Genomic DNA, 26,401 nt, shown 5'->3' on the forward strand with positions numbered 1-26,401 from the left:
ACCGGACCCACTCACCAGAAGCGTAGATCGACAAACTCAGTACCCGCCCGCCGTGAGAACCCTGTCAAATAGGGCAACACGCTTCGCATAGCTTTCATCGGTATCGTCGGCTTCACGAACCAACGTGTATTCGCGGATGTCCGGCGGCGCGATCACCTGGAAGAACGGCCTGCCGTCTGCATCGCAATCCGGCAGCGGGTCGGCATACTCCACCATCTCCGTCGCGATAGCGACAGACGCATCAAGACGGTCCGCCGTCTCCCGGCTGACTGCCACCTGTTCATCCTTCAGGGCCGCAAAGGCTGGTCGGGCGTCGTCCATGGCCACCTCTCCCGGTGGAAGATAACGCGCCCGACCGCTTTCAACAATAGGTGTCCGCCGACATTGGACTCTGCCTCCCCCATCGCGGTGGGGGCCCGGGCCTCGCTGGCCGTTGGCGCCGTGGCCAAGGGTCCTTGGCCAGGGTCCCTGCCGCCGCAGGGAAGGCAGAGTCTCGGGATGTCGGTGCTTACAAGGCGTCCGCGTTGGTCTCGCCCGTGCGGATGCGGACGGCCTGGACCACGTCCAGGACGAAGATCTTACCGTCGCCGATGCGGCCGGTGTTGGCGGCCTTCTGGATGGCGTCCACCACGCCCTCCACCTGCTCGTCGGCGACGGCCACCTCGACCTTCACCTTGGGCAGGAAGCTGACCGAGTACTCCGCCCCGCGGTAGATCTCGGTCTGGCCCTTCTGGCGGCCAAAGCCCTTCACCTCGCTGACGGTCAGGCCCTGGATGCCCAGCGCGGTCAGGGACTCGCGCACCTCGTCCAGCTTGAACGGCTTTATGATGGCCATGACGAGCTTCATCGCGCTTTCCCTCCGGAATTGAAAACCTTGGCTCCCTTGGCGACGGCGTCACGGGTCCCCCCTGCCGCGCCTTGCTGCCCACAGCACTTACAAGAACCGTGCCGACGTCCGTGGTGGCGGAAAACGCGGGCAGAACCGGGTGCCCTGGCAGGGAAAGGCGCAACCATGGGCAGTAGCTGCCCAAAAAGCAGGCATATGCTGCGGCGGATCGGCCCCTGGACATCGCAGGCCAAGCGCGCAACCTTACGCCCCATGATGACCGACACCGCATCCCCCGCCGCCGCCACCAAGCCTGAGACCCTGACCGCCGACGTGGTGGTGGTGGGCGGGGGCCTGGGTGGCCTGACCATGGCCTGTGCCCTGGGCACGGCCGGCGTGCCCACCGTCGTGGTGGACCGCGACCCGCCCGAGGCGCAGATGGCGACGGCCTTCGACGGCCGCACCACCGCCGTGGCCTATGGCTCGGCCCGGGTGCTGGACGGGGCGGGGGTCTGGCAATACATGGCGGATGAGGCGGGGCCGATCCTGGACATCCGCGTCACCGACCAGAACGACCCACTGTTCCTGCACTATGACCACCGGGAGGTGGGGGACAAGCCCTTCGGCTGGATCGTGGAGAACCGCGTCATCCGCCACGCCCTGATGCGGCGGCTGGCGGAGCTGTCGAACGTGGTCCACCTGGCCCCCGTGGCCGTCACCGGGCTGGAGCGGGGGGCGAGCCATGCCACCGTCACCCTGGCCGACGGGCGCAAGGTCAAGGCGGGCCTGGTGGTCGGCGCCGACGGGAAGAAGAGCTTCTGCCGGGAGAGCGCCGGCATCAAGCTGACCTCCTGGTCCTACGGCCAGCACGCCATCATCACCAACATCGAGCATGAGCTGCCCCATGGCGGCACGGCGGTGGAGCTGTTCCTGCCGTCCGGCCCCTTCGCCATGCTGCCCCTGACCGGCAACCGCACCAGCATCGTCTGGAGCGAGCGGGCGGAGATGGCGCCCTGGTACCTGAAGCTGCCGGAGGCCCGCTTCACGGCGGAGCTGCGGCACCGGGTGGGCGACTGGCTGGGCCGCATCCGCCCCATCGGCCCCCGTGCCGCCTATCCCCTGGGCCTGATGCATGCGGAGCGCTACATCGACCAGCGGCTGGCCCTGGTGTCGGAGGCCTGCCACGGCATGCACCCCATCGCCGGCCAGGGGCTGAACGTGGGCATCCGCGACGTGGCGGCGCTGGCAGAGGTGGTGGTGGACGCCCGCCGCCTGGGCCTGGACGTGGGCTCCTCCGACGTGCTGGAGCGCTACCAGCGCTGGCGCCGCTTCGACACGGTCAGCCTGCTGGCCACGACGGACGCCCTGACCCGCCTGTTCAGCAACGACATCGCCCCCCTGGCCGCCGCCCGTCGCCTGGGCATGGCGGCGATCAACACCTTGCCGCCCTTCCGGCCCCTGAAGCGCATGTTCATGCGGCACGCCATGGGCGTGGTGGGCGACCTGCCAAGGATGGTGAAGGGCGAGGCTTTGTAGGTCGGATTAGCGCCGGCGGCGCGTAATCCGACGGCACCGCGTGGATGGTTGCGGACCCAGCGCGTAATCCGACGGGCCCCCACGGATGTTGACGTCGGATTACGGTCCTCTCGGACCTAATCCGACCTACGAGTGCCATGCCCATTTTCTTCACCTCCGACCAGCATTTCGGCCATGCCGGCGCGATCAGCCGGTTCCGCCGGCCCTTCGCCGGCGTGGCAGAGATGGATGCCGCCATGGTGGCCCGCTGGAACGAGGCAGTGGGGCCGGGGGATGAGGTCTGGCATCTGGGCGACTTCGCCCTGAAGCACGGGCCGGAGCGGATGGCGGAGATCCTGGGCAGCCTGAACGGCACCAAGCACCTGCTCTGCGGCAACAACGACAGCGCCGCCACCAAGCGGCTGCCCGGCTGGGCCAGCGTCGGCGACTATGCCGAGCTGATGGTGGACGAGACGCGGCTGGTCCTGGGCCACTACGCCTTCCGCACCTGGAACGGCCTGTACAAGGGCGCCTGGAACCTGCACGGCCACAGCCATGGCCAGTTGAAGGGCATGACCCGGCAGGTGGACGTGGGCGTGGATGTCTGGGACTTCCGGCCGGTGACGCTGGCGGAAATCAAGGCAAGGTTCGGGAAGAGGTTGAAGAAGTAAGGTCTCCGAGCCAACACCTCTGTAGAAAACAGAAGCCCCGTCATCCCGGCGAAAGCCGGGACCCGGGGTCAGGGGCGCGACATCTCCGCTATTGGCTTGTGAGCGGCTGAACCACACCGCCGGTGTTTGGGGCTCCTGTGTCACGGCTTTCGCCGGGATGACGGTGTAGGGTTCCCGGGCGGGGGTGAAAGGCGACCCCTTTTATTTCTCCGGCGAACCGCCACATCTCCTTGGCAACGCTTCCGCCCTCCTGCCTGTTCGGGGGAGGGCGGCGGCCGGTGTTCCGATCTGAAGGAAGCCAACAACCATGTCCCAACGCGACCCCCGCATTTTCATGTGGGCGCAGGCGGTGGAGCTGCTCGACCGGGTCGAGCGCATGCACCGACAATCCTTCTCCCCCGTCCCCGCCGCCTCGGCCAAGCCGGGCTGGCAACCCCCCGTCGACGTGTTCGAGACGGAGGGCGAATACCGCATCTGCGTGGCCCTGCCGGGCGTCCACAAGGACCAGCTCGACGTGCTGCTGGACGGCCGCACGCTCCTGGTGGTGGGGGAGCGCTCCTTCCCCGTGGAGCATGGCGAGGCGGCCCTGGTGCACCGGCTGGAGCTGCCCTATGGCCGCTTCGAGCGACGGATCGAGCTGCCGCCCACGGTGGTGGGCATCGGCCGGCGCGAGCTGGTGGACGGTTGCCTGCTGGTGGTCCTGCACAAGGCGTGAGGGGTTTTGAGACATGGCTGAGATGAACGTGAACGAGACCGCCTCCGCCGGCACCGCGGAGTCCCGGATCGCCCAACTGCCGCCGGACACGATGATCGTCCTGCCGGCCCGCAACATCGTGCTGTTCCCCGGCGTGGTCCTGCCGCTGGCCATCGGCCGCAAGCGCAGCATCGCCGCGGCGCAGGAGGCCGCCCGCAGCGGCCGCCCCCTGGGCATCCTGCTGCAGAAGCAGGAGGGGACGGAGGAACCGTCGGGCGACGACCTGTACCAGACCGGCACGGTGGCGAACGTCCTGCGCTACCTGACCGCCCCCGACGGCACCCACCACTTGGTGGTCCAAGGGGAGCAGCGCTTCCACGTCAAGGAATGGCTGGAGGGCTGGCCCTTCATGGTGGCCCGGGTGGAGCGGGTCAGCGAGGCCGAGACCCAGGACGCGGAGATCCAGGCCCGCTTCTACCTGCTGCGCGACCGGGCGCTGGAGGCGGTGAGCCTGCTGCCCAACGCCCCGCAGGAGATGGGCGCCGCCATCCAGGCCATGACGTCAGCCCCGCTGCTGGCGGACATGGTGGCCACGTACCTGGACATCGGCCCGTCGGAGAAGCAGGACCTGCTGGAGGTCCTGGACCTGCGGCAGCGGCTGGACCGCGTCCTGTCCGTCCTGAACAGCCGCATCGAGGTGATGCGCCTGACCAAGGAGATCAGCCAGCAGACCAAGGAGAACGTGGACAAGCGCCAGCGGGAGTACCTGCTGCGCGAGCAGCTCCGCACCATCCAGAAGGAGCTGGGGGAGGCCGACGAGAAGGCCACCGAGGTGGAGGAGCTGTCCCAGGCCATCGACAAGGCGAAGATGCCCGAGGAGGTGGAGGCCCAGGCCCGCAAGGAGTTGAAGCGGCTGGAGCGCATGCCGGAGGCCGCCACCGAGTACGGCATGGTCCGCACCTACCTGGAATGGCTGACCGAGCTGCCCTGGGCCGTGGAGACGGCCAAGGAGATCGACCTGAAGGAGGCGCGCGCCATCCTGGATGACGAGCATTTCGGCCTGGAGAAGATCAAGAAGCGCATCCTGGAGTTCCTGGCCGTCCGCAAGCTGAACCCGGAGGGCAAGAGCCCCATCCTCTGCTTCGTCGGGCCGCCGGGCGTGGGCAAGACCAGCCTGGGCCAGAGCATCGCCCGCGCAACGGGGCGCAAGTTCCAGCGTGTGGCCCTGGGCGGCGTGCATGACGAGAGCGAGATCCGCGGCCACCGGCGCACCTATGTGGGGGCGCTGCCCGGCACTATCATCCAGGCCCTGAAGAAGGCCGGCAGCCGCGACTGCGTGCTGATGCTGGACGAGGTGGACAAGCTGGGCCAGGGCTTCCATGGCGACCCGTCCGCTGCCTTGTTGGAGCTGCTGGACCCGGAGCAGAACAACAGCTTCCGTGACACCTACCTGGGCGTGCCGTTCGACATGTCGCGGGTGATGTTCATCGCTACCGCGAACATGCTGGAAAACATCCCCGGCCCCCTGCGGGACCGGATGGAGGTGATCTCCCTCGCCGGGTACACGGAGGAGGAGAAGCTCCAGATCGCCCGCCGCTACCTGGTGGACCGGCAGCTGAAGTCCAACGGCCTGAAGCCGGAGCAGGTCGCCATCACGGATGAGGCCCTGCGCGCCATCATCATGGGCTACACGCGGGAGGCGGGCGTGCGCTCCCTGGAGCGGCAGGTGGGGGCGGTGCTGCGCAACGCCGCCGTCCGCATCGCCAGCGGGGAGGCGGAGCAGATCACCATCGGGCCGGACGACCTCCAGGCCATCCTGGGCGGCAAGCGGTTCGAGAACGAGGTGGCCCTGCGCACGGCCCTGCCGGGCGTGGCCACGGGCCTGGCCTGGACCCCGGTGGGCGGCGACATCCTGTTCATCGAGGCCAGCCGCTACCCCGGCAACGGCAAGCTGGTCCTCACCGGCCAACTCGGCGACGTGATGAAGGAGAGCGTGCAGGCGGCCCTGTCCCTGCTGAAGAGCCGGGCCCCCGCCCTGGGCATCAAGGCCGAGGATTTGGACAAGCAGGACATCCACGTCCACGTCCCGGCCGGCGCCACGCCCAAGGACGGCCCGTCCGCCGGTGTCGCCATGTTCACCGCCTTGACCTCCCTCCTCACCGGGCGGAGCGTGCGGGCCGACGTGGCGATGACGGGGGAGATCAGTTTGCGCGGCCTCGTCCTGCCCGTGGGCGGCATCAAGGAGAAGGTGACCGCCGCGGCGCTTGCCGGGGTGAAGACCGTCATGCTGCCGGCCCGCAACCGCCGGGACTATGACGACATCCCGGAGGACGCCCGCAACCGGCTGAAGTTCGTCTGGCTGGAGACGGTGGACCAGGCCATCGCCTGCGCCCTGGGCGACGACCTCGGCGCCTCCTGCCACCAGGCCGCCCAGGCGGCGGAGTGAGGGCCTAAAGCGTGGGCAGCAGGGTCACCAAGCCCTGCTGCCCATAGGCCTGCAAGGGTCCATCCCGGGTCAGCAAGGGCAACCGCTCCACCGCGGCTTGGGCCACCAGCATCCGGTCGAACGGGTCCCGGTGGAGCAGGGGCAGGGTGGCGTAGCGGGCACAGTGCCGAGGCTCCACCGTCAGCAGGGCCATTTCCTCGGGTACGTCGAACAGCTTCGGGTTCCAGGGCAGACGGCCGATGCGGGATAGTGTGCCGATTTCCCACAGCACCACCGTGCTGACGAAGCAGATTGACGCCTCAGCGATGGCGGCCGCTTCGCCTTTCGTAAGCTGCCCTGGCTCCAGCCTAAGCCAGAGATAGATGTGCGTGTCGAGGATGATCCCCGGCCCGTTCACGGCAGCGACGTCTTGTAGAAATCGTCGATCAAGTCGTCCGGCAGGGAGATATCGTCGGGCACCCTGATGCCCAGGTGCGCCAAGTCACCGAAGCGGACGGGCTTGCGCCCCGGCTGGTCGTTGACCACCACCAGCCGCACCGCCGGCTTGCCCTCGCGGGTGACGAGGACGTCCTCCCCCGCCTCGGCGCGGGCGAGGAGGGTGTCGAGGTCGGCCTTGGCCTTGGCGACGGGGACTTGGATGGACATGGCGGGGCTCCCACGCGTGTCCCCATCATGATGGGCGGCGGCGGCCCGGCCGTCAACCGGGCCGCCGGGCGGGTGTCAACCGGCCTGCGCCGCCCGCTGCGCCGCGAACTTGGCCAGGAAGGCGCGGAAGGCCGTGTCCATGTCGGACCAGAGCTGCTGCACCAGGGGCTGGGCGGAGACGAACTCCACATAGCGGCGCAGCTTCGGCCGGGTCGCCAGGTCGTCGTTGCCCCGCGCCCAGAACATGCGGGCGTAGAACAGCCAGCCCACCAGGGTGCAGTCGGCCAGGGTGACCTCAGGCCCGGCGGCATAAGCGTCATCGGCCAGGAACACCTCCAGCGCGTCCAGCCCCTTGTCCAGCCGGGCGCGGGCCGCCTCCATGTCGATCTTGTGGCTGGGGTCCATGCCGGCCCGCAGCATCTCCCCCATATCCTGGCAGTACAGGTCCACCGTGCGGCCCACCAGCCGCGCCTTGGCCCGCGCCTGGGGGTTGGTGCCCAGCAGGGACGGGGTGGGGAAAGCGTCCTCCAGGTATTCGCAGATCACGGCGCTTTCCGGCAGTATGAAGCCGTCATGGTCCAGCACCGGCACCTTGCCGATGGGGTTCATCGCCTTGAACTCGGGCGTGCCGAAGGGCGCCGGCTTCAGCGTGTGCTCCAGCCCCTTCGCCCGAACCTGGAACAGCACCCGGCTGACATAGGGTGAGCCTGCCATGCCGTAGATCGTGATCAACCTGTCCTCCAATGCATCCTTTGTTGGTAGAGGGTCTATAGCACTGCGCCCGCCGCCCCGCACGGCCGGACAGCGGCATGTGAACGATTATCAGTCGCCACCCCCTTGCGCCCCGGCCCGCGCGGCCCCAGACTTCCGCCATGGACGTTCCCCAAGCCCGGCCCGCCGCCCCGGAGGCACCCTTGGACGCCCCGGCAGCACCACGCGCGCCGACGGGCGGGCGGGGTCGTGTCTTCTTCCTGGCACTGGGCTATGTCTGCGTGGCGCTGGCGGCGGCCGGGGCCGTGCTGCCGGTGCTGCCCACGACGCCCTTCCTGCTGGTGGCGGTCTGGGCCTACATGCGCTCCCACCCCGAGCGGGCGGAGAAGCTGTTGGCCCATCCCCGCTTCGGCCCCTACCTCAGGGACTGGCGCGACCAGGGCGCCATCCCCACCCGGGCCAAGCTGTTGGCCATCGGCATGATGGGGGTGTCCTTCGGGCTGGTCTACGCCACCTCGGACCGGCCGGCGGTGCTGTGGGGCGTGGGTGTCACCCTGGTCTGCACCGGCCTGTTCATCGCCACGCGGCCCGTGCCGAAGGCGCGTTAAGGCGCTTCCGCCCCCTTGCAAAGCTCAAACAACCGTTCGACACTCCCTTCCCAATACGGAAGGCGCCGCGGGCAACGCGGGCCGGGAACCCAGGGGAAGGACACGTCCGCCATGGCCGACGCCTATATCTTCGACACCGCCCGCACGCCCCGCGGCAAGGGCAAGAAGGACGGCAGCCTGCATGAGGTGACGCCGATCCAGCTTGCCACCCAGGTGCTGCACGCCTTGCGCGACCGCAACGCCCTGGACACGGCCGCGGTGGACGACGTCATCCTGGGCTGCGTCAGCCCGGTGGGGGAGCAGGGGGCCAACATCGCCCGCGTGGCCGCCATCAACGCCGGCTATGACCAGTCCGTGGCCGGGGTGCAGGTGAACCGCTTCTGCGCCTCGGGGCTGGAGGCGGTGAACATGGCCACCGCCAAGGTGATGTCCGGCCAGGCGGACCTGGCCATCGGCGGCGGGGTGGAGAGCATGAGCCGCGTGCCCATGGGCAGCGACGGCGGTGCCTGGGCCACGGACCCTGCCGTTGCCATCAAGACCTATTTCGTGCCCCAGGGCATCAGCGCCGACCTGATCGCCACCAAGTACGGCTACAGCCGCGACGACGTGGATTCCTATGCCGTGGAGAGCCAGCGCCGCGCCGCCCAGGCCTGGGGGGAGGGGCGCTTCGCCCGGTCGGTGGTGCCGGTGAAGGACGTGATCGGCCTCACCCTGCTGGACCGGGACGAGACGGTGCGGCCGGATGCCAGCATGCAGTCGCTGGCTTCGCTGAACCCGTCCTTCGCCGACCTTGGCGCCAATTATGGCTTCGACGGGGTGGCGGTGCAGCGCTACCCGGAGGTGGAGCGCATCAACCACGTCCACCACGCCGGCAACAGCTCCGGCATCGTGGACGGGGCGGCCGGGGTGCTGGTGGGCACAAGGGAGGCGGGGGAGCGGCTGGGCCTGAAGCCCCGCGCCCGTATCCGTAGCTTCGCCTCCGTCGGCTCGGAGCCGACCATCATGCTGACCGGCCCCAGCTTCAGCGCGGAGAAGGCCCTGAAGAAGGCCGGCATGACCGCTGCCGACATCGAGCTGTGGGAGCTGAACGAGGCCTTCGCCGCCGTGGTGCTGCGCTTCATGGACGCCCTGTCGGTGCCCCATGACCGGATCAACGTGAATGGCGGTGCCATCGCCATGGGCCACCCGCTGGGCGCCACCGGGGCCATGATCCTGGGCGTGCTGCTGGACGAGATGGAACGCCGCGACGCCGCCACCGGCCTCGCCACCCTCTGCGTCGGGGCCGGCATGGGCACGGCCACGATCATCGAGCGGGTGTGACCGGTTGATTCGTAGGTCGGATTAGCGCTGGAAGCGCGTAATCCGACGATCCCATACCGATCCGTTTGCCGTCGGATTACGCGGGCTGGCGCCCGCTAATCCGACCTACGACAAGAACAAGGTTCCGTGAGGCCCCCATGACCTGCATCACCACCGCCGTGGACGGCGACGGCATCTGCATCCTGACCATCGACCAGCCGGGCCGGTCGATGAACGTGATCGACGGGGCCTTTGCCCGGGAGTTCGCCGGTGCCATCGCCCAGGCCGCCGGTGATGCGGCCGTGAAGGGTATCCTCATCACCTCGGGCAAGCCTGCCTTCCTGGCCGGGGCCGACCTGATGGAGCTGGAGGCCGTGTTCGAGCGGGTGGCGGACACGCCCACAGCCGCGCTTTACCAGGGCTTCGCGGGCTTCAGCGCCACGCTGCGCAAGATGGAGACCTGCGGCAAGCCGGTAGCCTGCGCCCTCAACGGCACGGCGCTGGGCGGCGGGTTCGAGATCGCGCTGGCCAGCCATTACCGCGTCGTCGCCGACGATCCCGGCATCAAGCTGGGCCTGCCGGAGGTGCAGGTTGGCCTGCTGCCGGGCGCGGGGGGGACCCAGCGGGTGCCGCGGCTGATCGGCATCCAGCTGGCCCTGCCGCTGCTGCTGGAGGGACGGCAGCTCAGCCCGCAGAAGGCCAGGGATACCGGCCTCGCCCACGCGGTGGTGCCGGCGGGGGAGCTGCTGGCCGCCGCCAAGGCCTGGCTGCTGTCGCCCGCCGCCACGGCAACCCAGCCTTGGGACGCCAAGGGTTACAAGGTGCCCGGCGGGGCGGGGGGCATGGACCCGCGCTCGGTGCAGACCTTCATGGCCGCCGGGGCCATGCTGCGGGACAAGACTTACGGCAACTACCCGGCCCCCGCGGCCATCCTGTCCTGCGTGTATGAGGGCACGCAGCTGCCCATGGACACGGCGTTGCGGGTGGAATCCAAGTACTTCACCAGCCTGTTCCTGACGCCTGTGGCGCGGAACATGATCCGCACCCTGTTCATCAACAAGGGCAAGGCCGACAAGCTGTCCCGCCGCCCGGCTGACGTGCCGCGGAACAAGATCCGGAAAATCGGCATGCTGGGCGCCGGCATGATGGGGGCCGGCATCGCCTATGTGGCCGCCATGGCGGGGATCACGGTGGTGCTGGTCGACCAGACCCAAGAAGCCGCCGAGCGGGGCAAGGGCTATGCCGCCAAGCTGCTGGCCGACGCCGTCGCCAAGGGCCGCATGACCAAGGCGAAGGCGGACGGCATCCTGTCCCTGATCCAGCCCACCACGTCCTACGACGGCCTGTCCGACGCGGGGCTGGTGGTGGAGGCGGTGTTCGAGGACCGCGCCCTGAAGGCGGAGGTGACGCGGCGGGCGGAGGCGGTTATGCCCCCCACGGCCATCTTCGGCTCCAACACCTCCACCCTGCCCATCACCGGGCTGGCGGAGGCGAGCAGCCGGCCGGAGCGCTTCATCGGCATCCACTTCTTCAGCCCGGTGGACAAGATGCCCCTGGTGGAGGTTATCCGCGGGGAGCGGACGGGCGACGAGGCCCTGGCCATGGCACTGGACTTCGTGCAGGCCATCCGGAAGACGCCCATTACCGTGAACGACGGCCGCGGCTTCTTCACCAGCCGCTTCTGCGGCGCCTACATCAACGAGGGGCAGACCCTGTTGCTGGAGGGCGTGGCCCCCGCCCTGATCGAGAATGCCGGCAAGATGGCGGGCATGCCCGTGGGCCCGCTGGCCCTGGCGGATGAGACGGCCATCGACCTCGCTTACAAGATCTTCCGCCAGTGGAAGCTGGATCTGGGCGACAGCTTCGTTCCCGGTTCCGGGGCAAGCGTCACCACCCGCATGGTCGAGGAGTTCGGCCGCCCAGGCCGCAAGGGCGGCAAGGGCTTTTACGACTACCCGGAGGGCGGCAAGAAGCGCCTCTGGCCCGACCTCGCTACCCACTGGCCGCAAAGGCCGGCGGACCAGCAGCCCGACGTGGAGGAGGTGAAGACCCGCCTGCTCTATGCCCAGGCCCTGGACGCGGTACGCTGCCTGGAGGCGGGCGTGCTGACCACGCCGGAAGACGGGGATGTGGGCGCCATCCTGGGCCTTGGCTATGCGCCCTGGACCGGCGGTCCCTTCAGCCTGATCGACACGGTGGGCGTGGCCCGCTTCGTGGCCGAGTGCGACGCCCTGGCTGCCAAGCATGGCGAGCGGTTCAGCCCGCCCAGGCTGCTGCGCGACATGGCCACCCGCGGCGACCGCTTCTATCCGGCACCCGCGGCGAAACAGGCGGCCTAGGCACGGCAGGGTGGAAAAGGCGAGGGTGTTCCGCTATATTCTAGCACGAAAGCGATGGAGGCACCCTTGCCTGACCATTCCAGGATTGATGTGGGGGCGGACGAGGTCCAAGCCCATTCCTCAAGGAAGCGTGATTCCAAGGCCTTTGATGAGCTGGCCCAGGGTGAAGGGTTCGGTGCCTTCACCCTTGCCTGCATGTCGGAGGGCGTTGCCCAGGCTGTTGGCAACAGGCCCAAGGCCTTTTAGGTCGGATTGGCGGGCGCTAGCCTGCGTAATCCGACGGCACATCGTCGCCCGTTGATGTCGGATTACGGTGCTGGCGCACCTAATCCGACCTACCATTCACCCCTCCCACGCCCCCCTGATCCGGGGCAGGGCGTCTTTGAAGCCGGACAGGACTTCCGGGTCGAACTTGGCCGGGGTGATGCGGTCGTCGCCGTTCAGGATGCTGTCCACCGCCCGGTCGTGACTGAAGCCCGGCTTGTAGGGCCGGTCGGAGCGCAGGGCGTCGTAAACGTCGCAGACGGTGACGACCCGGCTCTCATACGGGATGTCGGTGCCGCGCAGCCCGTTGGGGTAGCCGCTGCCGTCGAAGGCTTCGTGGTGGTTCAGGGCGATGCTGGCGGCCAGGTCCATCAGCGGGTCGCCGCTGCCGCTCAGCACTTGGTGGCCCAGCTCCGAATGGCGATGGATGACGGCCCAGTCCTCATGCGTGAGGGGCGTGGTCTTGAACAGGATGCCGTCGGGGATGGCCAGCTTGCCGATGTCATGGGCGCTGGCCGCCTTGACCATCATGTCGGCCCGGGCCGCGCCCAGGTCCAGCGCCCGGGCCAGGACCCCGGTCAATCGCCCGACCCGGTCCTGATGCAGGGCGTGGATCGACCGCTCATGCAGCAAATCCCGCAGATGCTCCACCATCCGCAGTGAGGCGAGGGTGGGCGGCAGGGCATCGGGGAAGGACAGGCTGTCGGGCATGGTGTCAGTCTTATCGGAACTGGTTACCGAACTGTTAATCCACCAGAGGGCGAAAAGGGCAGTGCCTCCGCAAACGACAAAGGGGCGGCCGGTGGGCCGCCCCCCGTCTTCAAGGAACTCTACCGGGCCTACCCATAGATCGCGCTGGGCAGCCAGAGCGCCAGCCCCGGGAACTGGTACAGCAGGAACAGGGATATCAGCACGATGAACATGAAGGGCAGCATGCCCTTGAAGATGTCGTTCAGCTCCACCTCCTTCGGCGCCACGCCCTTCAGGTAGAAGGCCGACATGGCCATGGGGGGCGACAGGAAGCTGGTCTGGATGTTCAGGGCCACCAGCACGCCGAAGAACACCGGGTCGATCCCGTAATTGTCCAGCAGCGGCAGGAAGATGGGCACGAAGATCACGATGATCTCCGTCCATTCCAGCGGCCAGCCCAGCAGGAAGATCAGGATCTGGGTCAGCAGAAGGAACTGCCAGGGCTCCAGGTCGATGGAGGTGAACCACCCCTCGATCAGGTGCTGGCCGCCCAGCAGGGCGAAGACGCTGGCGAAGATGTAGCTGCCCACGAACAGCCAGCAGACCATGGCGCTGCCGCGGCCTGTCAGGAACACTGCCTCCTTCAGCTTGGTCCAGGTGAAGGACCGGTAGGCGACGGACAGCAGGATGGCGCCCAAAGCCCCGATGCCCGCGGCCTCGCTGGGGGTGGCCAGGCCGAACAGGATGGCGCCCAGCACGCCCAGCACCAGGGCGGTCAGCGGCACGAAGCTGGTCAGCAGCATCTTGACCACCTGCAGGAACGGGAAGTTGCCCTCGTTCTCCGGCAGCCTGGGGGCCAGGGACGGGTTGATGACCGCCCGGCCGATCACATAGACCATGTACATGCCGGCCAGCATCAGGCCGGGGATCAGCGCGCCGGCATAGAGCCGCACCACGGACTCCCCCGCCATGGCGCCATACAGGATCAGCATGATGCTGGGCGGGATCAGGATGCCCAGGCAGCCGCCCGCGGCGATGACGCCCGACGCCAGCTTCTTGTCATAGCCGGCGCGCAGCATGGCCGGCAGGGCCAGCACGCCCATCAGCGTCACCACCGCGCCGACGATGCCCGTGGCGGTGGCGAACAGGGCGCAGGTGGCAAGCGTCGCCACGCCCAGGGAGCCGGGGATGCGCCGCATGGATACCTGGAGCGAGTAGAACAGCTTGTCCAGGATGTTCGCCCGCTCGATCATGTAGCCCATGAACAGGAACAGCGGGATGGAGATCAGCACGTCGTTCGCCATCACCCCATAAGCGCGCTGCACCAGCAGGGGGAAGATGGTGTCCCCGATGGCGTAGAAGCCGAACATCACCGACAGGGCGATCAGGGTGAAAGCGATGGGGAAGCCGATGAGGATGCTGAAGATGAAGACCACCAGCATCAGCATGCCGACGGCGGGATCGCTCATCGCAGGCCTCCCGAGGTCTCGGCATGCTCATGGGCGAAGCGGTCCGCGTCGTCCTGGATGGCGTGCTGCTGCAGCATGATCTGTTCCAACTCCTCCACGTCGTGCAGCCGCTGCGGCCAGGCGCCGGTGCGCAGGCAGATCATGCAGCGCGCCATCTCGGCGATGCCCTGGAGCAGCAGCAGCGCGCCGGCGACGGGGATCAGGGTCTTGAAGGGGTAGATGGGCGGCCCGTCCGGGGTGAAGGAGCTGTGCTCGTTCATGATCCAGGACATCTTGGCGAAGCCGTAGCCCGAATAGATCAGGGTCAGCGCCGCCGGGACGAAGCAGGTGACGTAGAGCAGCAGGTCGATCCCAGCCTGGGTGCGGGGCTTCCAGGTGCGGTACAGGAAGTCGCCGCGGACATGCCCGTTGCGCGACAGCAGGTACGCCCCGCACATCATGAACAGGCTGCCATACAGGATGTAGCTGGTGTCGTAGGCCCAGGAGGTGGGGGCACCGAAGACGTAGCGGGACACGACCTCGTAGCAGACCACGAAGGTCAGCAACAGGATGCACCACGAGAACGCCTTGCCCACCCAGGTGCTGACCTCGTCGATCAGGAAAAGTAAACGGTTCATCACGCTCCCCGGGGGCAATGGGACGGGAGGGGGCCGGAACGGAAAAGGGGCGGCACCCCGTGGGATGCCGCCCCCGCCCGGTCAGGCGAACATGGCCTTGTAGGCCAGGTCCGTGCGAACCTGGAACTCGTCCTCGAAGGCGATGACGCGCTTGGCCCAGGCCATCTGGCTGTCCAGCACCTTCTTGAAGAAGGCGTCCTGGCTCTTGGCGGCGATCACCTTCTTCCAGGCGTCCATCTGGGCGTTCAGCACGGCGTCGGGGGTCTTCACCACCTTCACGCCGGCCTTCTTCAGCTCCTCCAGGTCCTTGGAGTAGCGGTCCATGGCCTTCCAGCTCATGTCCGCGGAGGCCGCCTCCGCCGCCACCCGCAGCACGCCCTGCAGCTCCTTGGGCAGGCCGTTGTACTTGGTGCGGTTGAAGATGACCTCGAAGCACTCCGCCGACTGGTGGTAGCTGCCCACCATGTAGGTCTTCGTCACGTCCTGGAAGCCCAGCGCCCGGTCGGAGGAGGGATTGTTGAACTCCGCCCCGTCCAGCAGGCCGCGGTCCAGGGCCGGCACGATGTCGCCGCCGCCCATGATGGTGACCGCGACGCCCAGCTCCTTGTTCAGGTCGGCGGCCAGGCCCACGGTGCGGTACTTCATGCCCTTCATGTCGTCGATGGTCTTGATCTCCTTCTTGAACCAGCCCAGCGGCTGGCTGGGCATGGGGCCCGTCAGGAAACCGACCAGGTCGAGCTTCAGGATGTTCTGGACCAGCTCGTCATACAGGGCCTGCCCGCCGCCATACTTGATCCAGCCCAGCATGTGGTTGGCCTTCCAGCCCATGGCCGGCGGGGTGCCGAACAGGGAGAAGGCGGCGTTCTTGCCGTACCAATAGGCGGTCACGCCGTGGCCGCCGTCCAGGGCGCCGGCAATCACCGCGTCCTGCAGCTGGAGCGCGCCCACCACGGCGCCGGCCGGCAGCAGTTCCAGCTTCAGCCGGCCGCCGGACAGGGTGTTGACGGTGTTGCAATAGTCCGCCGCGAACTCGTGGAAGATGTCGCGGGCGGGCCAGGTGCTCTGGAAGCGCAGGGTGGTGGTCTGCGCGCGGGAAACGTTGGGCATGGCCACCGCGCCGGCGGCGGCGCCCGCCACGGCACCGGCGGCCGCGCCGATGAACTTGCGGCGGCTGCTGCCTGTGGCTTCCGCCGGGGTCGTGTCGGCGGCTACCGCGTCGGTACGGGTCGTCTCATCGGTCATGAAATCTTTCCTCCCATGTCGGGCGCCCTTCGGCGCTTGTTCAGCCATTTCGAACTGACTTCCCAATGACCCTTTCAGCCCGCGTTTCCCGAAGTTCCCGGATACCCTCACCGGTTCTGTGACTTTGGGCCGCAGGTCTTGGCCGGGCCGCTGCGGCGGCCCGGGTCACCTTTGTGCGGGGGATCGTACCTTTCTTTTTGAAACATCACAATTTTTTGTCGCCCCGCGCATGTTTCGGCCGGTTAGACTTTGGTCGCGCCCCCATTTGCGCGATAGACCGCGACAATTCGCCTCACCCGAAAAGCCCGGCGAAGAAGCCGGCCGTGAAGTCCCACAGGGTCTGCAGCGCGCCCGGGATGGCCGCCCCGATGTCATAGGCCGTGGTATAGGTGCCGCTGCCCTCGTCGGGCATGTTCCGCACCATCCCGTCCCAGAAGCCCTCGATGGCGTCCCCGATCACGGGCAGGACGCCGCGGGCCTCCTCGCCCACCTGCTGGCCGATGTCCCGGGCCCTGTCCGCCTGTTCCGACATGGTCTCGCGCTCCCTCGTCCGCGTGTCGCCGGGGCTGCCGCCCGGCCCGAAGCACAACGTCGGGCCGGTGCGCGGGGTCCGCAAGCCGCCCGGCCGCGGGGTCCTGCGTCAGCCGGACACGGTCCCGGAGGGGGTACCGAGGGCGGAAGGCCTTGCTGCCCGTGCCGGAATACGGTTTCCTGGTCCGGCGGGGACGCCGGGGGCTGCGGCGATTATCCCCGGAGTCGGCGAGGGGAGTATCCGGGGGCTTGGCTGTTGCCGGTCCGGTGCCACCGGCGCCGACGGTCCCCACCGCCAGCCCATCCCCTTGGAGAACGTTGCCCCGTGTCCGTCCAGACCGACCTTGAGAACGGCCAGGCCGAACTGCCGTCCGACGACGTCATCTATCCCGGTATGATCCCCTTCCTGATGGTCCATGTGGCATGCCTCGGCGCCATCTGGACCGGGGTCTACTGGCGTGACATCGCCATCGCCGTGTTCCTGTATTTCCTGCGCATCTTCGCCATCGGCGCCGGCTACCACCGCTACTTCTCCCACCGGGCGTTCAAGACCGGCCGGGTGATGCAGTTCCTGCTGGCCTTCCTGGCGCAGACCACGGCCCAGAAGGGTGCCCTGTGGTGGGCGGCCAAGCACCGCCACCACCACAAGTACAGCGACACCGAGCTGGACGTGCACTCCCCCCGGCAGAAGGGCTTCTTCTATGCCCATGTCGGCTGGATCTTCACCAAGCGGCACGACACGGCCGATTACCGCACCATCCCCGACCTGACCAAGTTCCCGGAGCTGGTCTGGCTGGACAGGCACTACTACGTGCCGCCCTTCATCATGGGCTTCCTGGTCTGGCTGTTCTTCGGCTGGTCCGGCCTGGTGGTGGGCTTCTTCTGGTCCACCGTGGCCGTCTACCACGGCACCTTCTGCATCAACAGCCTGGCCCACGTGCACGGGCGCAAGCGCTATGTCACCGGCGACGACAGCCGCAACAACTGGCTGCTGGCGCTGATGACCATGGGCGAGGGTTGGCACAACAACCACCACGCCTACCAGTCCAGCGCCCGCCAGGGCTTCCGCTGGTGGGAGTTCGACCCGACCTACTACATCATCAAGGCCATGTCCTATGTGGGCCTGACCTGGGACGTGCATGAGCCGCCCAAGGCCGTGGTCCGCAACGAGCAGCGCCTGGGCACCAAGGTGATCGAGGCCGCGGCCAGCCAGCTCGCCGCCAGCTTCAGCCCGGACAAGATCGCCGCCCAGATCCGCGAGTCCCTGGGCGCCACCCCCACCCTGGCCGAGGTGGAGGCCCGCCTGCGCGCCGCCCGCGACAATGCCCGCCAGCGGGCGGAGGCCCTGCTGTCCGGCATCAGCCTCCCACACATGCCCAGCACGGACGAGCTCCGCCAACGCGCCTCCAAGATGTTCGTCCGCAGCCCCAGCATGGACGACATCGTCGAACGCGCCCGGCTGCTGCTGGCCGAGAGCGTGGGCGCCAAGCTGGCCGCGACGGCGGCGTAAGCGACCGGTCCATGGTGTGAGTTGGAGAGGGCGGGTGCCACGAGGCTCCCGCCCTTTTCATTTGGGCGGTGCCTCCAGACCCGATGGAGGCCGGTCCCCCTCTCCCCGGTAGGGAGAGGGGGATTGGCGGCGCTTCACGACGTCCGTCGCATGGGACCCAACGGGTAGGCCCGGGTGTTCCCCTCCCATGCGCCTGACCCTGATCCTCCCCTGCCTCCTCTTGGCCGCCTGCGGGACGGGGGAGGCGCCCGGCCCGGCCCGGCAACCCCTGGGCCCTTCGGTTGCCGCCGGCCCGGCGGGGCAGCTTGCCGGCAATTTCGCCGTTGGTTCCCTCACGGTGGAGACGGTCGGCGCGCTTGCCATCGCGGGCGGGGTGCTGGCGGCCATGTCCGGCAGCCAGGAGGGGGAAAGCACCACGACCACCACGGCAACCCAGACGCGGCCCTGACCTTGTCCCCGCCTTTGGGCAAGCTAGTTCCGCCGGCCCTGCCGGATGGGGGAGGCCGCCCCGCCGCCGCTTCCCATCCTTTTGCGTTTATGCAGATTTTATTGCATGGGCTTAGACTCACCCGGCAAGCAGGAAGGGGAGTAGGGACATGCGCTCTGCCACCAGGAATGCCATGGGTGTCCTCAGGCTCCGCGGCCAAGTCCGCCGGGGGCCAGTCTTCCAGCCTGTCCCGACGGGGGACTGGGCGCACCTTCCCGATTTCGCCGAACACGTTGCCGGGCTGATGCTCTGCCTGCCGCCGCTGTTCCTGTGCGGCTTGGCCCTCTGGAGTGCCCTCGACCTCGTCCTGGGCTGAAGCCCCTGCCATGGTGTGATGCTCCAGGCCGCCAGAATGGTTGGCCGCCGGCATGGACACGCCTCCGCGACTGCGCCGGATCGCGAAAAGCAAAAAGCCCCGCGGCGTAAGCCGCAGGGCTTTTGAAGGCCGATGGCGTCCCCATGGGGATTCGAACCCCAGTTTACGCCGTGAGAGGGCGTCGTCCTAGGCCTCTAGACGATGGGGACAGGGGCCGTCGGTGGAGCGGGTGTATAGGCCACCGACCGGGGCCCCGCAAGCGCTTTTTTCACCGCCGGGCAAAAAATCTCCGGATTGGATCGGGGCGATAGGGGGGCGTGGGGCGCTGCGCGCGAGTCTTGCGGTCCCCCTCACCCCAACCCTCTCCCCGGGGGGGAGAGGGGGTATTTGGGTGGCCGTTTTCCCTGGGTTATTCCCCGACCAGCCGCCGCGCGGCGGCCAGCAGGGCGTCCACGTCCTCTTCCCTGGTGTTCCAGGCCGTCACCAGCCGGACCACCTGCCCGTCCCAGCGGTAGAAGCCGAAGCCGGCCTGCTCCAGGCCCTGGATCACCGGCTCGGGCAGGCTGACGAACACCTCATTCGCTTGCACGGGATCGCGCAAGGTGGCGCCCGGCAGGGCGGACAGGCCCTCGCCCAGGCGGGCGGCCATGGCGTTGGCGTGGGCGGCCAGGCGCAGCCACAGCCCGTCGGCCAGGTAGGCGTCCAGCTGGGCCGACAGGAAGCGCATCTTGCTGAACAGGTGGCCGGCCCGCTTGCGGCGGTAGCCGAATTCCTCCGCCAGCCCCTTGTCGAAGAACACCACCGCCTCCGCCGCCAGGGCGCCGTTCTTGGTGGCGCCGAAGGACAGCACGTCCACCCCGGCCCGCCAGGTCACGTCGCCGGGGTGGCAACCCAGGCCTGCCACGGCGTTGGCGAAGCGGGCGCCGTCCATGTGCACCTTCAGGCCCTTCCCCTTGGCGAGGTCCGCCAGGGTGCGCACGTCCGCGGGGCTGTAGACGGTGCCGGACTCCGTCGCCTGGCTCAGCGACAGGGCCATGGGCTGGACGCAGTGGACGAAGCCCCAATGGGCCTTGTCCATGGCGCCGCGCAGGGTTTCGGGCGCCAGCTTGCCGTGCTCGCCGGGCAGGGGGACCAGCTTGGCGCCGCCGGTGAACATCTCCGGCGCGCCGCACTCGTCCACATTGATGTGGCCGTCCGCATGGGTGTAGACGCCGCCCCAGGGCTTCACCAGGCAGGTGAGCGCCAGGGAATTGGCCGCGGTGCCCGTGGCCACGGGGAACACCGCCACGTCCGTGCCGAACACTTCCGCCAGCCGCTGCTCCACCCGCGCGGTCAGCGCGTCGGCGCCATAGGACGGGGCCGTGCCCTCGTTCGCCGCCGCCAGGGCCGCCATCACCTCGGGCGCCGCCCCGGTGACGTTGTCGCTCATGAAGTTCATCGTGATGGGTCCAGGTTCCGGGAAATCCGGTGCATCTGGGCAAGACGATGCTTTGATGTAAAGGGGTTCAGCCTGGGAGGTCCTGCCATGGGCCGCGGACGCGGACGACGAGGACGATCTTCTTGTCCTCATCCACGCGGAATCTGATGCGGTGGCGTTCCACGATGCGCATCCGGAACCTTGGGTCGATGTCGTCCTGGGGCCAATGTCAGTGGGCCGACCCCAACTCGCTAACAGCGCTCAGGATATGCTTCACCTTGGCCTTCGCGGCCGGGCCGCCACGGCCATACCAACGACGGACTTCGTTCAGGTCGTCCGCTGCTTCCGGCAAAAGGATGACCCGGTAGCGCACTGGTCAGAACAGTTTCCGGGCCTGGGGACGAGGCAGTTCATCTTCCGTATCCCAGGAATCGACCCAAGCCTCTATTTCCTCCAACGGAATCCCGATCCCTTGGCGCGCGTGTTCCAACGCCCTTTCGGTTTTGGCGTCGTCCTCGCTCATCGGCAGCGGCTTCATGGCGGGCTTGGTCATGGCATAGACTATGGCACGGACCCCGGGGCGTTGGAAGGGGCGTGCCCCACCCCGACCAGCCCTCTGTCGTAAGGGGGGCTGGCCCGGGCGGCGGAATGTATTAGACTTGTTTGATCCAAAGGGATGGCCTGGGAATCCCGCGGCTGTCAGGCGCTTTTCCCTGTGACACCCGTCACCGCGCCGGGTTGGTTGCTTGGCCCATGCTGTCCCCGGTCTGGACCACCAGCAGGCTGGTGCCGGCACGGGGGTCCAGCACGTGCAACTGCTCGCGCCCGTCGGGCAGGGTCACGTGGTAGACGACGCGGCCGTTGGATTCCACCATCGGTCCGATGCGGCTCCCCGCCGGAAGGCTGCCGGGCTGGGCCGTCGCGCCGGCCGGGGCAGGGCCCGCGGCCGGCGCGGGCTTGGAAAAGCTGCGGGGATGGTTCGGATCGGTGGCGCGTTTGTAGACTTCCCAGGCGATGAAGCCGAACCCGGCGAAGATGATCACGCCCATGATGACCAGGAGTGCCTTGAGTGCCCGCACGCGACGTTGTCCCTTCGGTTGAGCCGCCGCCCGCCATGGATCTGGCGGGGCTGGAAGGCTGGGATGACGACCTTTTCCTGGAGGGGGAAGAGGGCGAGGGCCCCGGCGCGCCCGCAGACGCGGCCCCGTCCCTGCACCGCGTCCAGGTGCCCGCGGGCGCGGACGGGGAGCGGCTGGACAAGGCCCTGGCCGAGCTGCTGGCGGGGGCCGGCCTGTCGCGCTCGCGCCTCCGGTCCTTGATCGACCAGGGCCACGTGGCGACGGGCGGCGTGACCATAGACGACGCCTCCCGCCGGGTCAAAGCCGGCCAGTGGGTGGAGGTGGCGGTCCCCGCCGCCGTGGGCGCGGAGCCGCGGCCCCAGGACATCCCCATCACGGTGGCGTATGAGGATGAGGAGCTGCTGGTGGTGGACAAGCCGGCAGGCCTGGTGGTTCACCCCGCCGCCGGCAACCCGGACGGCACGCTCGTGAACGCCCTGCTCGCTCATTGCGGCGACCGCCTGTCCGGCATCGGCGGGGTCCGCCGGCCCGGCATCGTCCACCGGCTGGACAAGGACACCAGCGGCCTGATGGTGGTGGCCAAGACCGACCGGGCCCACCGGGGCCTGGCCGCCCAGTTCGCCGACCGCAGCCTGTCCCGCACCTACCTGGCGGTGGTCTGGGGCACGCCTGTCCCGCGGGAGGGCCGGGTGGAGGGCAACATCGGCCGCCACCCCACGGACCGCAAGCGCATGACAGTCCTGTCATCCGGCGGCAAGCCAGCCGTCACCTTGTATCGGGTAGAACGCAGCCTGGGCCTCTCCGCCAGCCTCGTGGAGTGCAAGCTGATGACCGGGCGTACCCACCAGATCCGCGTGCACATGACCCATGTCGGCCACCCGCTTGTGGGCGACCCTGTCTATGGCCGCCCCCGCGCCACCCGGGCGAAGGGGGAAGCGGCATCGGCCGCCAAGGCCCTGGCCGGCTTCCCGCGCCAGGCCCTGCATGCCGGACGGATAGAGTTCCTGCATCCCGTGACGGGCGCGCGCCTGTCCTTCACCGCCCCGTTGCCGGCGGACATGCGCGCGCTCATCGACACCGTGGGTTCGTCGTGATGGCGGGTCCCGGAGTCCTGTACTAGGTTATCATCGGTTGTCCGCTCCCCCGGTGCCACGTCCGGGCCGGGGGCAGGGAAGGAGGCCCTTCGGGGGAGAAGACCATGGCTAGCTTACCTGCCGTACCCACCATCAGTTCCGAGAGCAACCTTGCGCGCTATCTCCAGGAGATCCGCAAGTTCCCCATGCTGCAGCCCGAGGAAGAGTACATGCTCGCCAAGCGCTGGACCGAGCATGAGGACGCCGAGGCCGCGCACCGGCTGGTGACCAGCCATCTCCGGCTGGTGGCGAAGATCGCCATGGGCTACCGCGGCTACGGGCTGCCGGTGTCGGAGCTGATCTCCGAGGGCAACGTGGGCATGATGCAGGCGGTGAAGCGGTTCGACCCGGACCGCGGCTTCCGCTTGGCCACCTACGCCATGTGGTGGATCCGCGCCGCCATCCAGGAATACATCCTGCATTCCTGGTCCCTGGTGAAGATGGGCACCACCGCCGCCCAGAAGAAGCTGTTCTTCAACCTGCGCAAGCTGAAGGGCCAGATGCAGGCCATCGAGGATGGCGACCTGGCGCCGGAGACGGTGGCGAAGATCGCCCAGACCTTGGACGTGCCGGAACAGGACGTGGTCAACATGAACCGGCGCCTGGCCAGCCCGGACCACAGCCTGAACGCCCCCTTGCGCGTGGACGGGGAGGGGGAGTGGCAGGACTGGTTGGTGGATGAGCAGGAAAGCCAGGAGATCCGCTTAGGCGAGCGGCAGGAGCTGGGCAAGCGCAAGGCCCTGCTGGCCCAGGCCATGAAGTCCCTGAACGAGCGGGAGCGGCACATCCTGGTGGAGCGGCGCCTGAAGGAGGAACCGACCACCCTGGAGGATCTGTCCCAGGAATACGGCATCAGCCGGGAACGGGTGCGCCAGATCGAGGTGCGGGCCTTCGAGAAGCTTCAGAAGGCCATCAAGGCCGCGGCGATGGAGCAGCGGCTGGCGTGAGCGGCCGGGCCGCCTGGCCCGTTGCGGCGGTCGCCGGGGCGGCGGGGGCGTCTTCCTCCGGCGCCATGCCCAGCGGCTCGGCCCCGCCGGGGCGGCCCATGACCTCGGGGCCCCAGTCGGCCACCAGGCCGGCGCGCTCCGCCTCCATCTCCCGGATCCGGGACCCGCTGCGCGCCTGCTCCACCATGGCCACGCCCATGGGGATGAAGAAATACATCAGCCAGCCGATGGCCGCGGCCCCGAACATCACCATCCAGGTGAAGGGGTCCGCCAGCAGCCGCGCCGTCCCGTCCAGCGTATGCCCGGCCTGCCACAGCCGGACCAGGAAGGGGGCGATGCCGGTCAGGTTCATGGAGCCCACGGTCAGGGCCGCCGACTTGTCCGGGTCCTTGTCCACCACATAGGCGACGATGGTGGGGATCAGCCCGGCCAGCAGCAGCACCGTGCTGGGCAGCACGAACAGCCCCAGCGGGATGACCAGCACCAGCGTCAGCCACAGCCCGCCGCTGCTCCGCTTGCCCGCCGCCCGCGCCATGGCTCAGCGCCCCCCCAGCATGACGAACCCGGTCAGCAGCAGCACGACCCCGGCCACCACGCTGCTGACCACGGCCGCCACCTGGCGGCCATTGTGCTCCACCTCCCCGGCCTGGACATGCTGGCCGGCCCTGGTCCTGTCGATCTGCCGGGTCAGGCTTTCATACCGCCGCTGGGCCTGGCGGAAGCCCTTGTCGTCCTTGACGATGGCATCGGGGCTGTCCACCAGCCGGATCAGCCCGTCCAGCGACCCCTCCCGCGCCACCCGCTGCGCCTCGACGCGCAGCCGTTCCCGCGTTTCCCGGTGCTTGAACCGCTTGAAGGCCGGGTCCATCAGGCTGACGAACCAGCCGCACAGGTTGGGCAGCCGCGCCGGGCCGAAGCGCTGCTGCACGTCGGACAGGACATGCAGCATGGCCACCAGCCGGCGCCCCGGGTCCATCCCGCCCGCCAGGGGCTGCAACAGCTTCTCGTTCAGCTTCTTGTGGTGGGTGGCGATGAAGGCGGCCACGTGCCGGTCCACCGGTTCCTTCCCGCGGCCGGTCCCGGCCCCCACCGTGTCCAGCGCCAGCAGCAGGTCCGGCAGGGTCAAGGCGTAATGGGACGCCACCTGCGGGCTCAGGCAGGGGCAGGCGGGCGCCAGCTCATACAGCAGCCGCTCCACCCCGAAACCGGGGCCTGTCTGCTCCAGCAGGTTCCGGTTCCCGTCGAAGGCTTGCACCATGGGCACATATTCCGGCCGGAACTCCGGCTGGCAATTGGCCCAGAACATGGGCAACTGTGCCAGCACCAGCTCGGCGAAGGCCTGCACACCGCCCCCGTCCCACAACGCCTCCGCCAGGGCGGTACCCACCCCGTCCGGCATGACCGACAGGCCGCGATAGCGGATGGGGGCCGGCGGGTCCAGGGCGATGGCGGCCCGGGCGACCAGCCGGTCTTCCTGCGCGGTGGCCCGCCCGCCGATGCTGGCGGAGGAGATGGCGGCCTGCAACGCCTCCGCCCGCGCCTCGTCCCCACGGCGCGGCGCACCCACTTGTCCACGTCGCCCCGGTCGATCAGGGGGGCGGCGGCCAATGGGTTGCGGCACATGGCCCGGGCCAGGGCCCGGCAATGCATCAGCTCCTCCCCCCCGAACTCGAAGGGGCGGGCACCCTTGCGGGGCACCTGGGGCTGCTTCGGGCTCAGCCGCCGGCCCTGGAGCCATAGGTCCAGGTCGGCCATGGTCCAGCGTTGGCGGGGGTCGTCGGTCATCAGCCCGCGCAGGGGCTCGATCAGGTTCTGCGGCAGCCGCACCTGCGCGGTCAGGGCCGGGTAGGTGCCCCGGTCCATCTTGGCCTTCAGGATGGCGTCGTCGTCCAGGTCGCGCAGGGGGTTGCGGCCCAGGTGCAGGACCAGCAGGGTGACCCCCAGGGCGTACAGGTCGTCCGCGATGCTGCCCGGCCCGCGCCCCGACGGTTGGGCCATGCCCCGCTCGATGGTCTCCACCAACAAGGGCTGCCCATAGCCGGGGGGAACCGTCAGGCAGTCCCCGATCAGCACGCCGCCCGTGGTGGAGGCATCCTTGAAGAACAGGTTCGTCGGGTTCAGCCCGCCGCAGGTCACCCCGCGCATGTTCAGCTCACGCAGGGCCAGCAGCAGGGACGGCAGCAGCCCCCGGATGATCTGGTCCTCCGGCACCGGCTCCCGCGTGTCCCGCAGGTCGTCCATCACCCGGCGGCCGGCGGGCCGCTCATACAATACGGCGAAGCGCCGCCGCCGGTCGGGGGTCCAGTCCACCGCACCCCAGTCGGCCAGCCGCAGCACGGCGGGGTTGTCCAGGCCGCGAAAGGCGGGCAGGGCGTCGATGCGGGCGGGGACCGGCCGGTCGGTGACGATGGCGAACAGCTCCGTCCGCCGGTCCTTGATCGCCTTGGCCACATAGGCCTTGCCCCCGGCCGAATCCAATTCCGGCAGGCGCGACCCGGGCAGGATCTCGCAACGCCCGCCAAGGTCGACGGGCGGCAGGTCTGACACGGCGGCGGTCACGGCAGGGGCCATGGTTTCCCATCAAGGCGCGGGCAGCCTTTGCCGCCCCGCAACATCATGGCAAACCAACGGGGTAGGGGCAACCCGACCGGTGTGGATGGGTGTGTAACACTTATGGGTGGTACGGGTGGCGGGTGATGTCCGGCCTGGAGCCCGTGGTGGCGTGTTCGGGGAAAACGGATTCCAACGGATCGGAACGGATGAAAACGGTATGGGTGCGGCCTGGGGCTGCCGACGGGCCAGTTCTGCAAAGGTCATTCCGCGCCTGCGGCGCAATCACCTGAAGACGGCCTTGCATTCATGGATGCGGGTCACGCACCCGACACGCCTACCGTTCAAATCCGTTTTGATCCGTTAAACTCCGTTTTCCCTACACAGGCATCCAC

Annotated in this window: 28 protein-coding genes and 1 tRNA gene; 12 read left to right on the forward strand and 17 right to left on the reverse strand. The window is 68.6% G+C overall.

What is annotated here, in order from left to right:
• Positions 1-36 precede the first annotated feature (36 nt).
• A complete protein-coding gene (locus HHL28_RS02525; RefSeq protein WP_075771604.1) occupies positions 37-321 on the reverse strand; it encodes a hypothetical protein in 285 nt (94 codons plus the stop codon).
• A 187-nt stretch (positions 322-508) separates the two neighbouring features.
• Positions 509-847 carry a P-II family nitrogen regulator gene (locus tag HHL28_RS02530; RefSeq protein ID WP_075771605.1) on the reverse strand — a complete coding sequence of 113 codons (339 nt, stop codon included), beginning with the start codon at positions 845-847 and terminating at the stop codon, positions 509-511.
• Positions 848-1,099: 252 nt separating this feature from the next.
• Here HHL28_RS02530 and HHL28_RS02535 point away from each other — a divergent pair, with 252 nt between their 5' ends.
• The 4 genes from HHL28_RS02535 to lon all read left to right on the forward strand — a co-directional run bounded on the left by HHL28_RS02535 (position 1,100) and on the right by lon (position 6,152).
• Positions 1,100-2,362 (forward strand): UbiH/UbiF/VisC/COQ6 family ubiquinone biosynthesis hydroxylase, encoded by a 1,263-nt coding sequence (locus tag HHL28_RS02535; RefSeq protein WP_404326332.1) that lies wholly within the window; start codon positions 1,100-1,102, stop codon positions 2,360-2,362.
• 137 nt (positions 2,363-2,499) lie between these two features.
• Complete coding sequence (locus HHL28_RS02540; RefSeq protein WP_075771606.1) at positions 2,500-3,012, forward strand: metallophosphoesterase; 513 nt, start codon at positions 2,500-2,502, stop codon at positions 3,010-3,012.
• A 307-nt stretch (positions 3,013-3,319) separates the two neighbouring features.
• Entirely contained in the window at positions 3,320-3,727 is a 408-nt protein-coding gene (locus HHL28_RS02545) for an Hsp20/alpha crystallin family protein (protein WP_075771607.1), read from the forward strand.
• Positions 3,728-3,740: 13 nt separating this feature from the next.
• The gene (gene lon / locus HHL28_RS02550; RefSeq protein ID WP_075771608.1) at positions 3,741-6,152 is read left to right on the forward strand and encodes an endopeptidase La; all 2,412 of its coding nucleotides are present in this window, start codon (positions 3,741-3,743) and stop codon (positions 6,150-6,152) included.
• 4 nt (positions 6,153-6,156) lie between these two features.
• Here the strand turns inward: lon and HHL28_RS02555 are convergent, their stop codons facing one another.
• From HHL28_RS02555 to HHL28_RS02565, 3 genes are all read right to left on the reverse strand, one after another.
• Entirely contained in the window at positions 6,157-6,549 is a 393-nt protein-coding gene (locus tag HHL28_RS02555) for a type II toxin-antitoxin system VapC family toxin (RefSeq protein ID WP_083699184.1), read from the reverse strand.
• Positions 6,546-6,797: a type II toxin-antitoxin system Phd/YefM family antitoxin gene (locus tag HHL28_RS18200; RefSeq protein WP_075771609.1), complete on the reverse strand. Its 252-nt coding sequence runs from the start codon at positions 6,795-6,797 to the stop codon at positions 6,546-6,548. The genes HHL28_RS02555 and HHL28_RS18200 overlap by 4 nt, the downstream gene beginning before the upstream one ends.
• A 75-nt stretch (positions 6,798-6,872) precedes the next feature.
• Positions 6,873-7,529, reverse strand: a complete 657-nt coding sequence (locus tag HHL28_RS02565; protein ID WP_169654619.1) for a glutathione S-transferase family protein — start codon at positions 7,527-7,529, stop codon at positions 6,873-6,875.
• A 140-nt stretch (positions 7,530-7,669) separates the two neighbouring features.
• Between HHL28_RS02565 and HHL28_RS02570 the strand changes: the two genes are divergently transcribed.
• The 3 genes from HHL28_RS02570 to HHL28_RS02580 all read left to right on the forward strand — a co-directional run bounded on the left by HHL28_RS02570 (position 7,670) and on the right by HHL28_RS02580 (position 11,754).
• Entirely contained in the window at positions 7,670-8,116 is a 447-nt protein-coding gene (locus HHL28_RS02570; RefSeq protein WP_083699185.1) for a YbaN family protein, read from the forward strand.
• Between the two features lie 111 nt (positions 8,117-8,227).
• The gene (locus tag HHL28_RS02575) at positions 8,228-9,436 is read left to right on the forward strand and encodes an acetyl-CoA C-acetyltransferase (RefSeq protein WP_075771612.1); all 1,209 of its coding nucleotides are present in this window, start codon (positions 8,228-8,230) and stop codon (positions 9,434-9,436) included.
• 137 nt (positions 9,437-9,573) lie between these two features.
• Entirely contained in the window at positions 9,574-11,754 is a 2,181-nt protein-coding gene (locus tag HHL28_RS02580) for a 3-hydroxyacyl-CoA dehydrogenase NAD-binding domain-containing protein (protein WP_075771613.1), read from the forward strand.
• Between the two features lie 342 nt (positions 11,755-12,096).
• Here the strand turns inward: HHL28_RS02580 and HHL28_RS02585 are convergent, their stop codons facing one another.
• From HHL28_RS02585 to HHL28_RS02605, 5 genes are all read right to left on the reverse strand, one after another.
• Positions 12,097-12,729 (reverse strand): HD-GYP domain-containing protein, encoded by a 633-nt coding sequence (locus tag HHL28_RS02585; protein WP_075771614.1) that lies wholly within the window; start codon positions 12,727-12,729, stop codon positions 12,097-12,099.
• A 128-nt stretch (positions 12,730-12,857) separates the two neighbouring features.
• Positions 12,858-14,177: a TRAP transporter large permease gene (locus tag HHL28_RS02590; RefSeq protein WP_075771615.1), complete on the reverse strand. Its 1,320-nt coding sequence runs from the start codon at positions 14,175-14,177 to the stop codon at positions 12,858-12,860.
• Entirely contained in the window at positions 14,174-14,794 is a 621-nt protein-coding gene (locus HHL28_RS02595) for a TRAP transporter small permease subunit (RefSeq protein ID WP_075771616.1), read from the reverse strand. The genes HHL28_RS02590 and HHL28_RS02595 overlap by 4 nt, the downstream gene beginning before the upstream one ends.
• A gap of 81 nt (positions 14,795-14,875) precedes the next feature.
• Positions 14,876-16,036: a TRAP transporter substrate-binding protein gene (locus HHL28_RS02600; protein WP_075771617.1), complete on the reverse strand. Its 1,161-nt coding sequence runs from the start codon at positions 16,034-16,036 to the stop codon at positions 14,876-14,878.
• Positions 16,037-16,328: 292 nt separating this feature from the next.
• On the reverse strand, positions 16,329-16,568 hold the full coding sequence (locus HHL28_RS02605; RefSeq protein ID WP_075771618.1) for a hypothetical protein: 240 nt from the start codon (positions 16,566-16,568) through the stop codon (positions 16,329-16,331).
• A gap of 324 nt (positions 16,569-16,892) precedes the next feature.
• Between HHL28_RS02605 and HHL28_RS02610 the strand changes: the two genes are divergently transcribed.
• The 3 genes from HHL28_RS02610 (at position 16,893) to HHL28_RS02620 (ending at position 18,880) form a co-directional block, all read left to right on the forward strand.
• Positions 16,893-18,077 carry an acyl-CoA desaturase gene (locus HHL28_RS02610; RefSeq protein WP_404326335.1) on the forward strand — a complete coding sequence of 395 codons (1,185 nt, stop codon included), beginning with the start codon at positions 16,893-16,895 and terminating at the stop codon, positions 18,075-18,077.
• A gap of 187 nt (positions 18,078-18,264) precedes the next feature.
• Positions 18,265-18,525: a hypothetical protein gene (locus tag HHL28_RS02615; protein WP_075771619.1), complete on the forward strand. Its 261-nt coding sequence runs from the start codon at positions 18,265-18,267 to the stop codon at positions 18,523-18,525.
• 148 nt (positions 18,526-18,673) lie between these two features.
• Positions 18,674-18,880 carry a hypothetical protein gene (locus HHL28_RS02620; RefSeq protein ID WP_169654621.1) on the forward strand — a complete coding sequence of 69 codons (207 nt, stop codon included), beginning with the start codon at positions 18,674-18,676 and terminating at the stop codon, positions 18,878-18,880.
• A 133-nt stretch (positions 18,881-19,013) separates the two neighbouring features.
• On the opposite strand, the gene HHL28_RS02625 is transcribed toward HHL28_RS02620, so the two are convergent.
• The 4 genes from HHL28_RS02625 to HHL28_RS02640 form a co-directional block, all read right to left on the reverse strand.
• Positions 19,014-19,089, reverse strand: a tRNA-Glu gene (locus tag HHL28_RS02625).
• 200 nt (positions 19,090-19,289) lie between these two features.
• Positions 19,290-20,309 carry a threonine aldolase family protein gene (locus tag HHL28_RS02630; RefSeq protein ID WP_449687196.1) on the reverse strand — a complete coding sequence of 340 codons (1,020 nt, stop codon included), beginning with the start codon at positions 20,307-20,309 and terminating at the stop codon, positions 19,290-19,292.
• Between the two features lie 364 nt (positions 20,310-20,673).
• Complete coding sequence (locus HHL28_RS02635) at positions 20,674-20,850, reverse strand: hypothetical protein (RefSeq protein ID WP_169654623.1); 177 nt, start codon at positions 20,848-20,850, stop codon at positions 20,674-20,676.
• A 172-nt stretch (positions 20,851-21,022) separates the two neighbouring features.
• A complete protein-coding gene (locus tag HHL28_RS02640; RefSeq protein WP_075771622.1) occupies positions 21,023-21,376 on the reverse strand; it encodes a hypothetical protein in 354 nt (117 codons plus the stop codon).
• Between the two features lie 35 nt (positions 21,377-21,411).
• Here HHL28_RS02640 and HHL28_RS02645 point away from each other — a divergent pair, with 35 nt between their 5' ends.
• Together HHL28_RS02645 and rpoH are read left to right on the forward strand one after the other, a co-directional pair.
• Entirely contained in the window at positions 21,412-22,470 is a 1,059-nt protein-coding gene (locus HHL28_RS02645; RefSeq protein ID WP_075771623.1) for an RluA family pseudouridine synthase, read from the forward strand.
• Positions 22,471-22,574: 104 nt separating this feature from the next.
• Complete coding sequence (gene rpoH / locus HHL28_RS02650; protein ID WP_075771624.1) at positions 22,575-23,456, forward strand: RNA polymerase sigma factor RpoH; 882 nt, start codon at positions 22,575-22,577, stop codon at positions 23,454-23,456.
• Here the strand turns inward: rpoH and HHL28_RS02655 are convergent.
• From HHL28_RS02655 to HHL28_RS02660, 3 genes are read right to left on the reverse strand one after another with little or no spacing between them, the layout of a single operon-like run.
• A complete protein-coding gene (locus HHL28_RS02655) occupies positions 23,422-23,991 on the reverse strand; it encodes a hypothetical protein (protein ID WP_075771625.1) in 570 nt (189 codons plus the stop codon). The two genes, rpoH and HHL28_RS02655, sit on opposite strands and share 35 nt — an antisense overlap.
• Positions 23,992-23,994: 3 nt before the next feature.
• A complete protein-coding gene (locus tag HHL28_RS18205; protein WP_404326340.1) occupies positions 23,995-24,714 on the reverse strand; it encodes a hypothetical protein in 720 nt (239 codons plus the stop codon).
• Entirely contained in the window at positions 24,609-26,027 is a 1,419-nt protein-coding gene (locus HHL28_RS02660; protein WP_404326342.1) for a hypothetical protein, read from the reverse strand. Before HHL28_RS02660 ends, HHL28_RS18205 begins: the two co-directional genes overlap by 106 nt.
• Positions 26,028-26,401: the final 374 nt, after the last annotated feature.

It is taken from the genome of Aerophototrophica crusticola (assembly GCF_012913305.1).
In the GTDB taxonomy this organism is placed as follows: domain Bacteria; phylum Pseudomonadota; class Alphaproteobacteria; order Azospirillales; family Azospirillaceae; genus Niveispirillum; species Niveispirillum crusticola.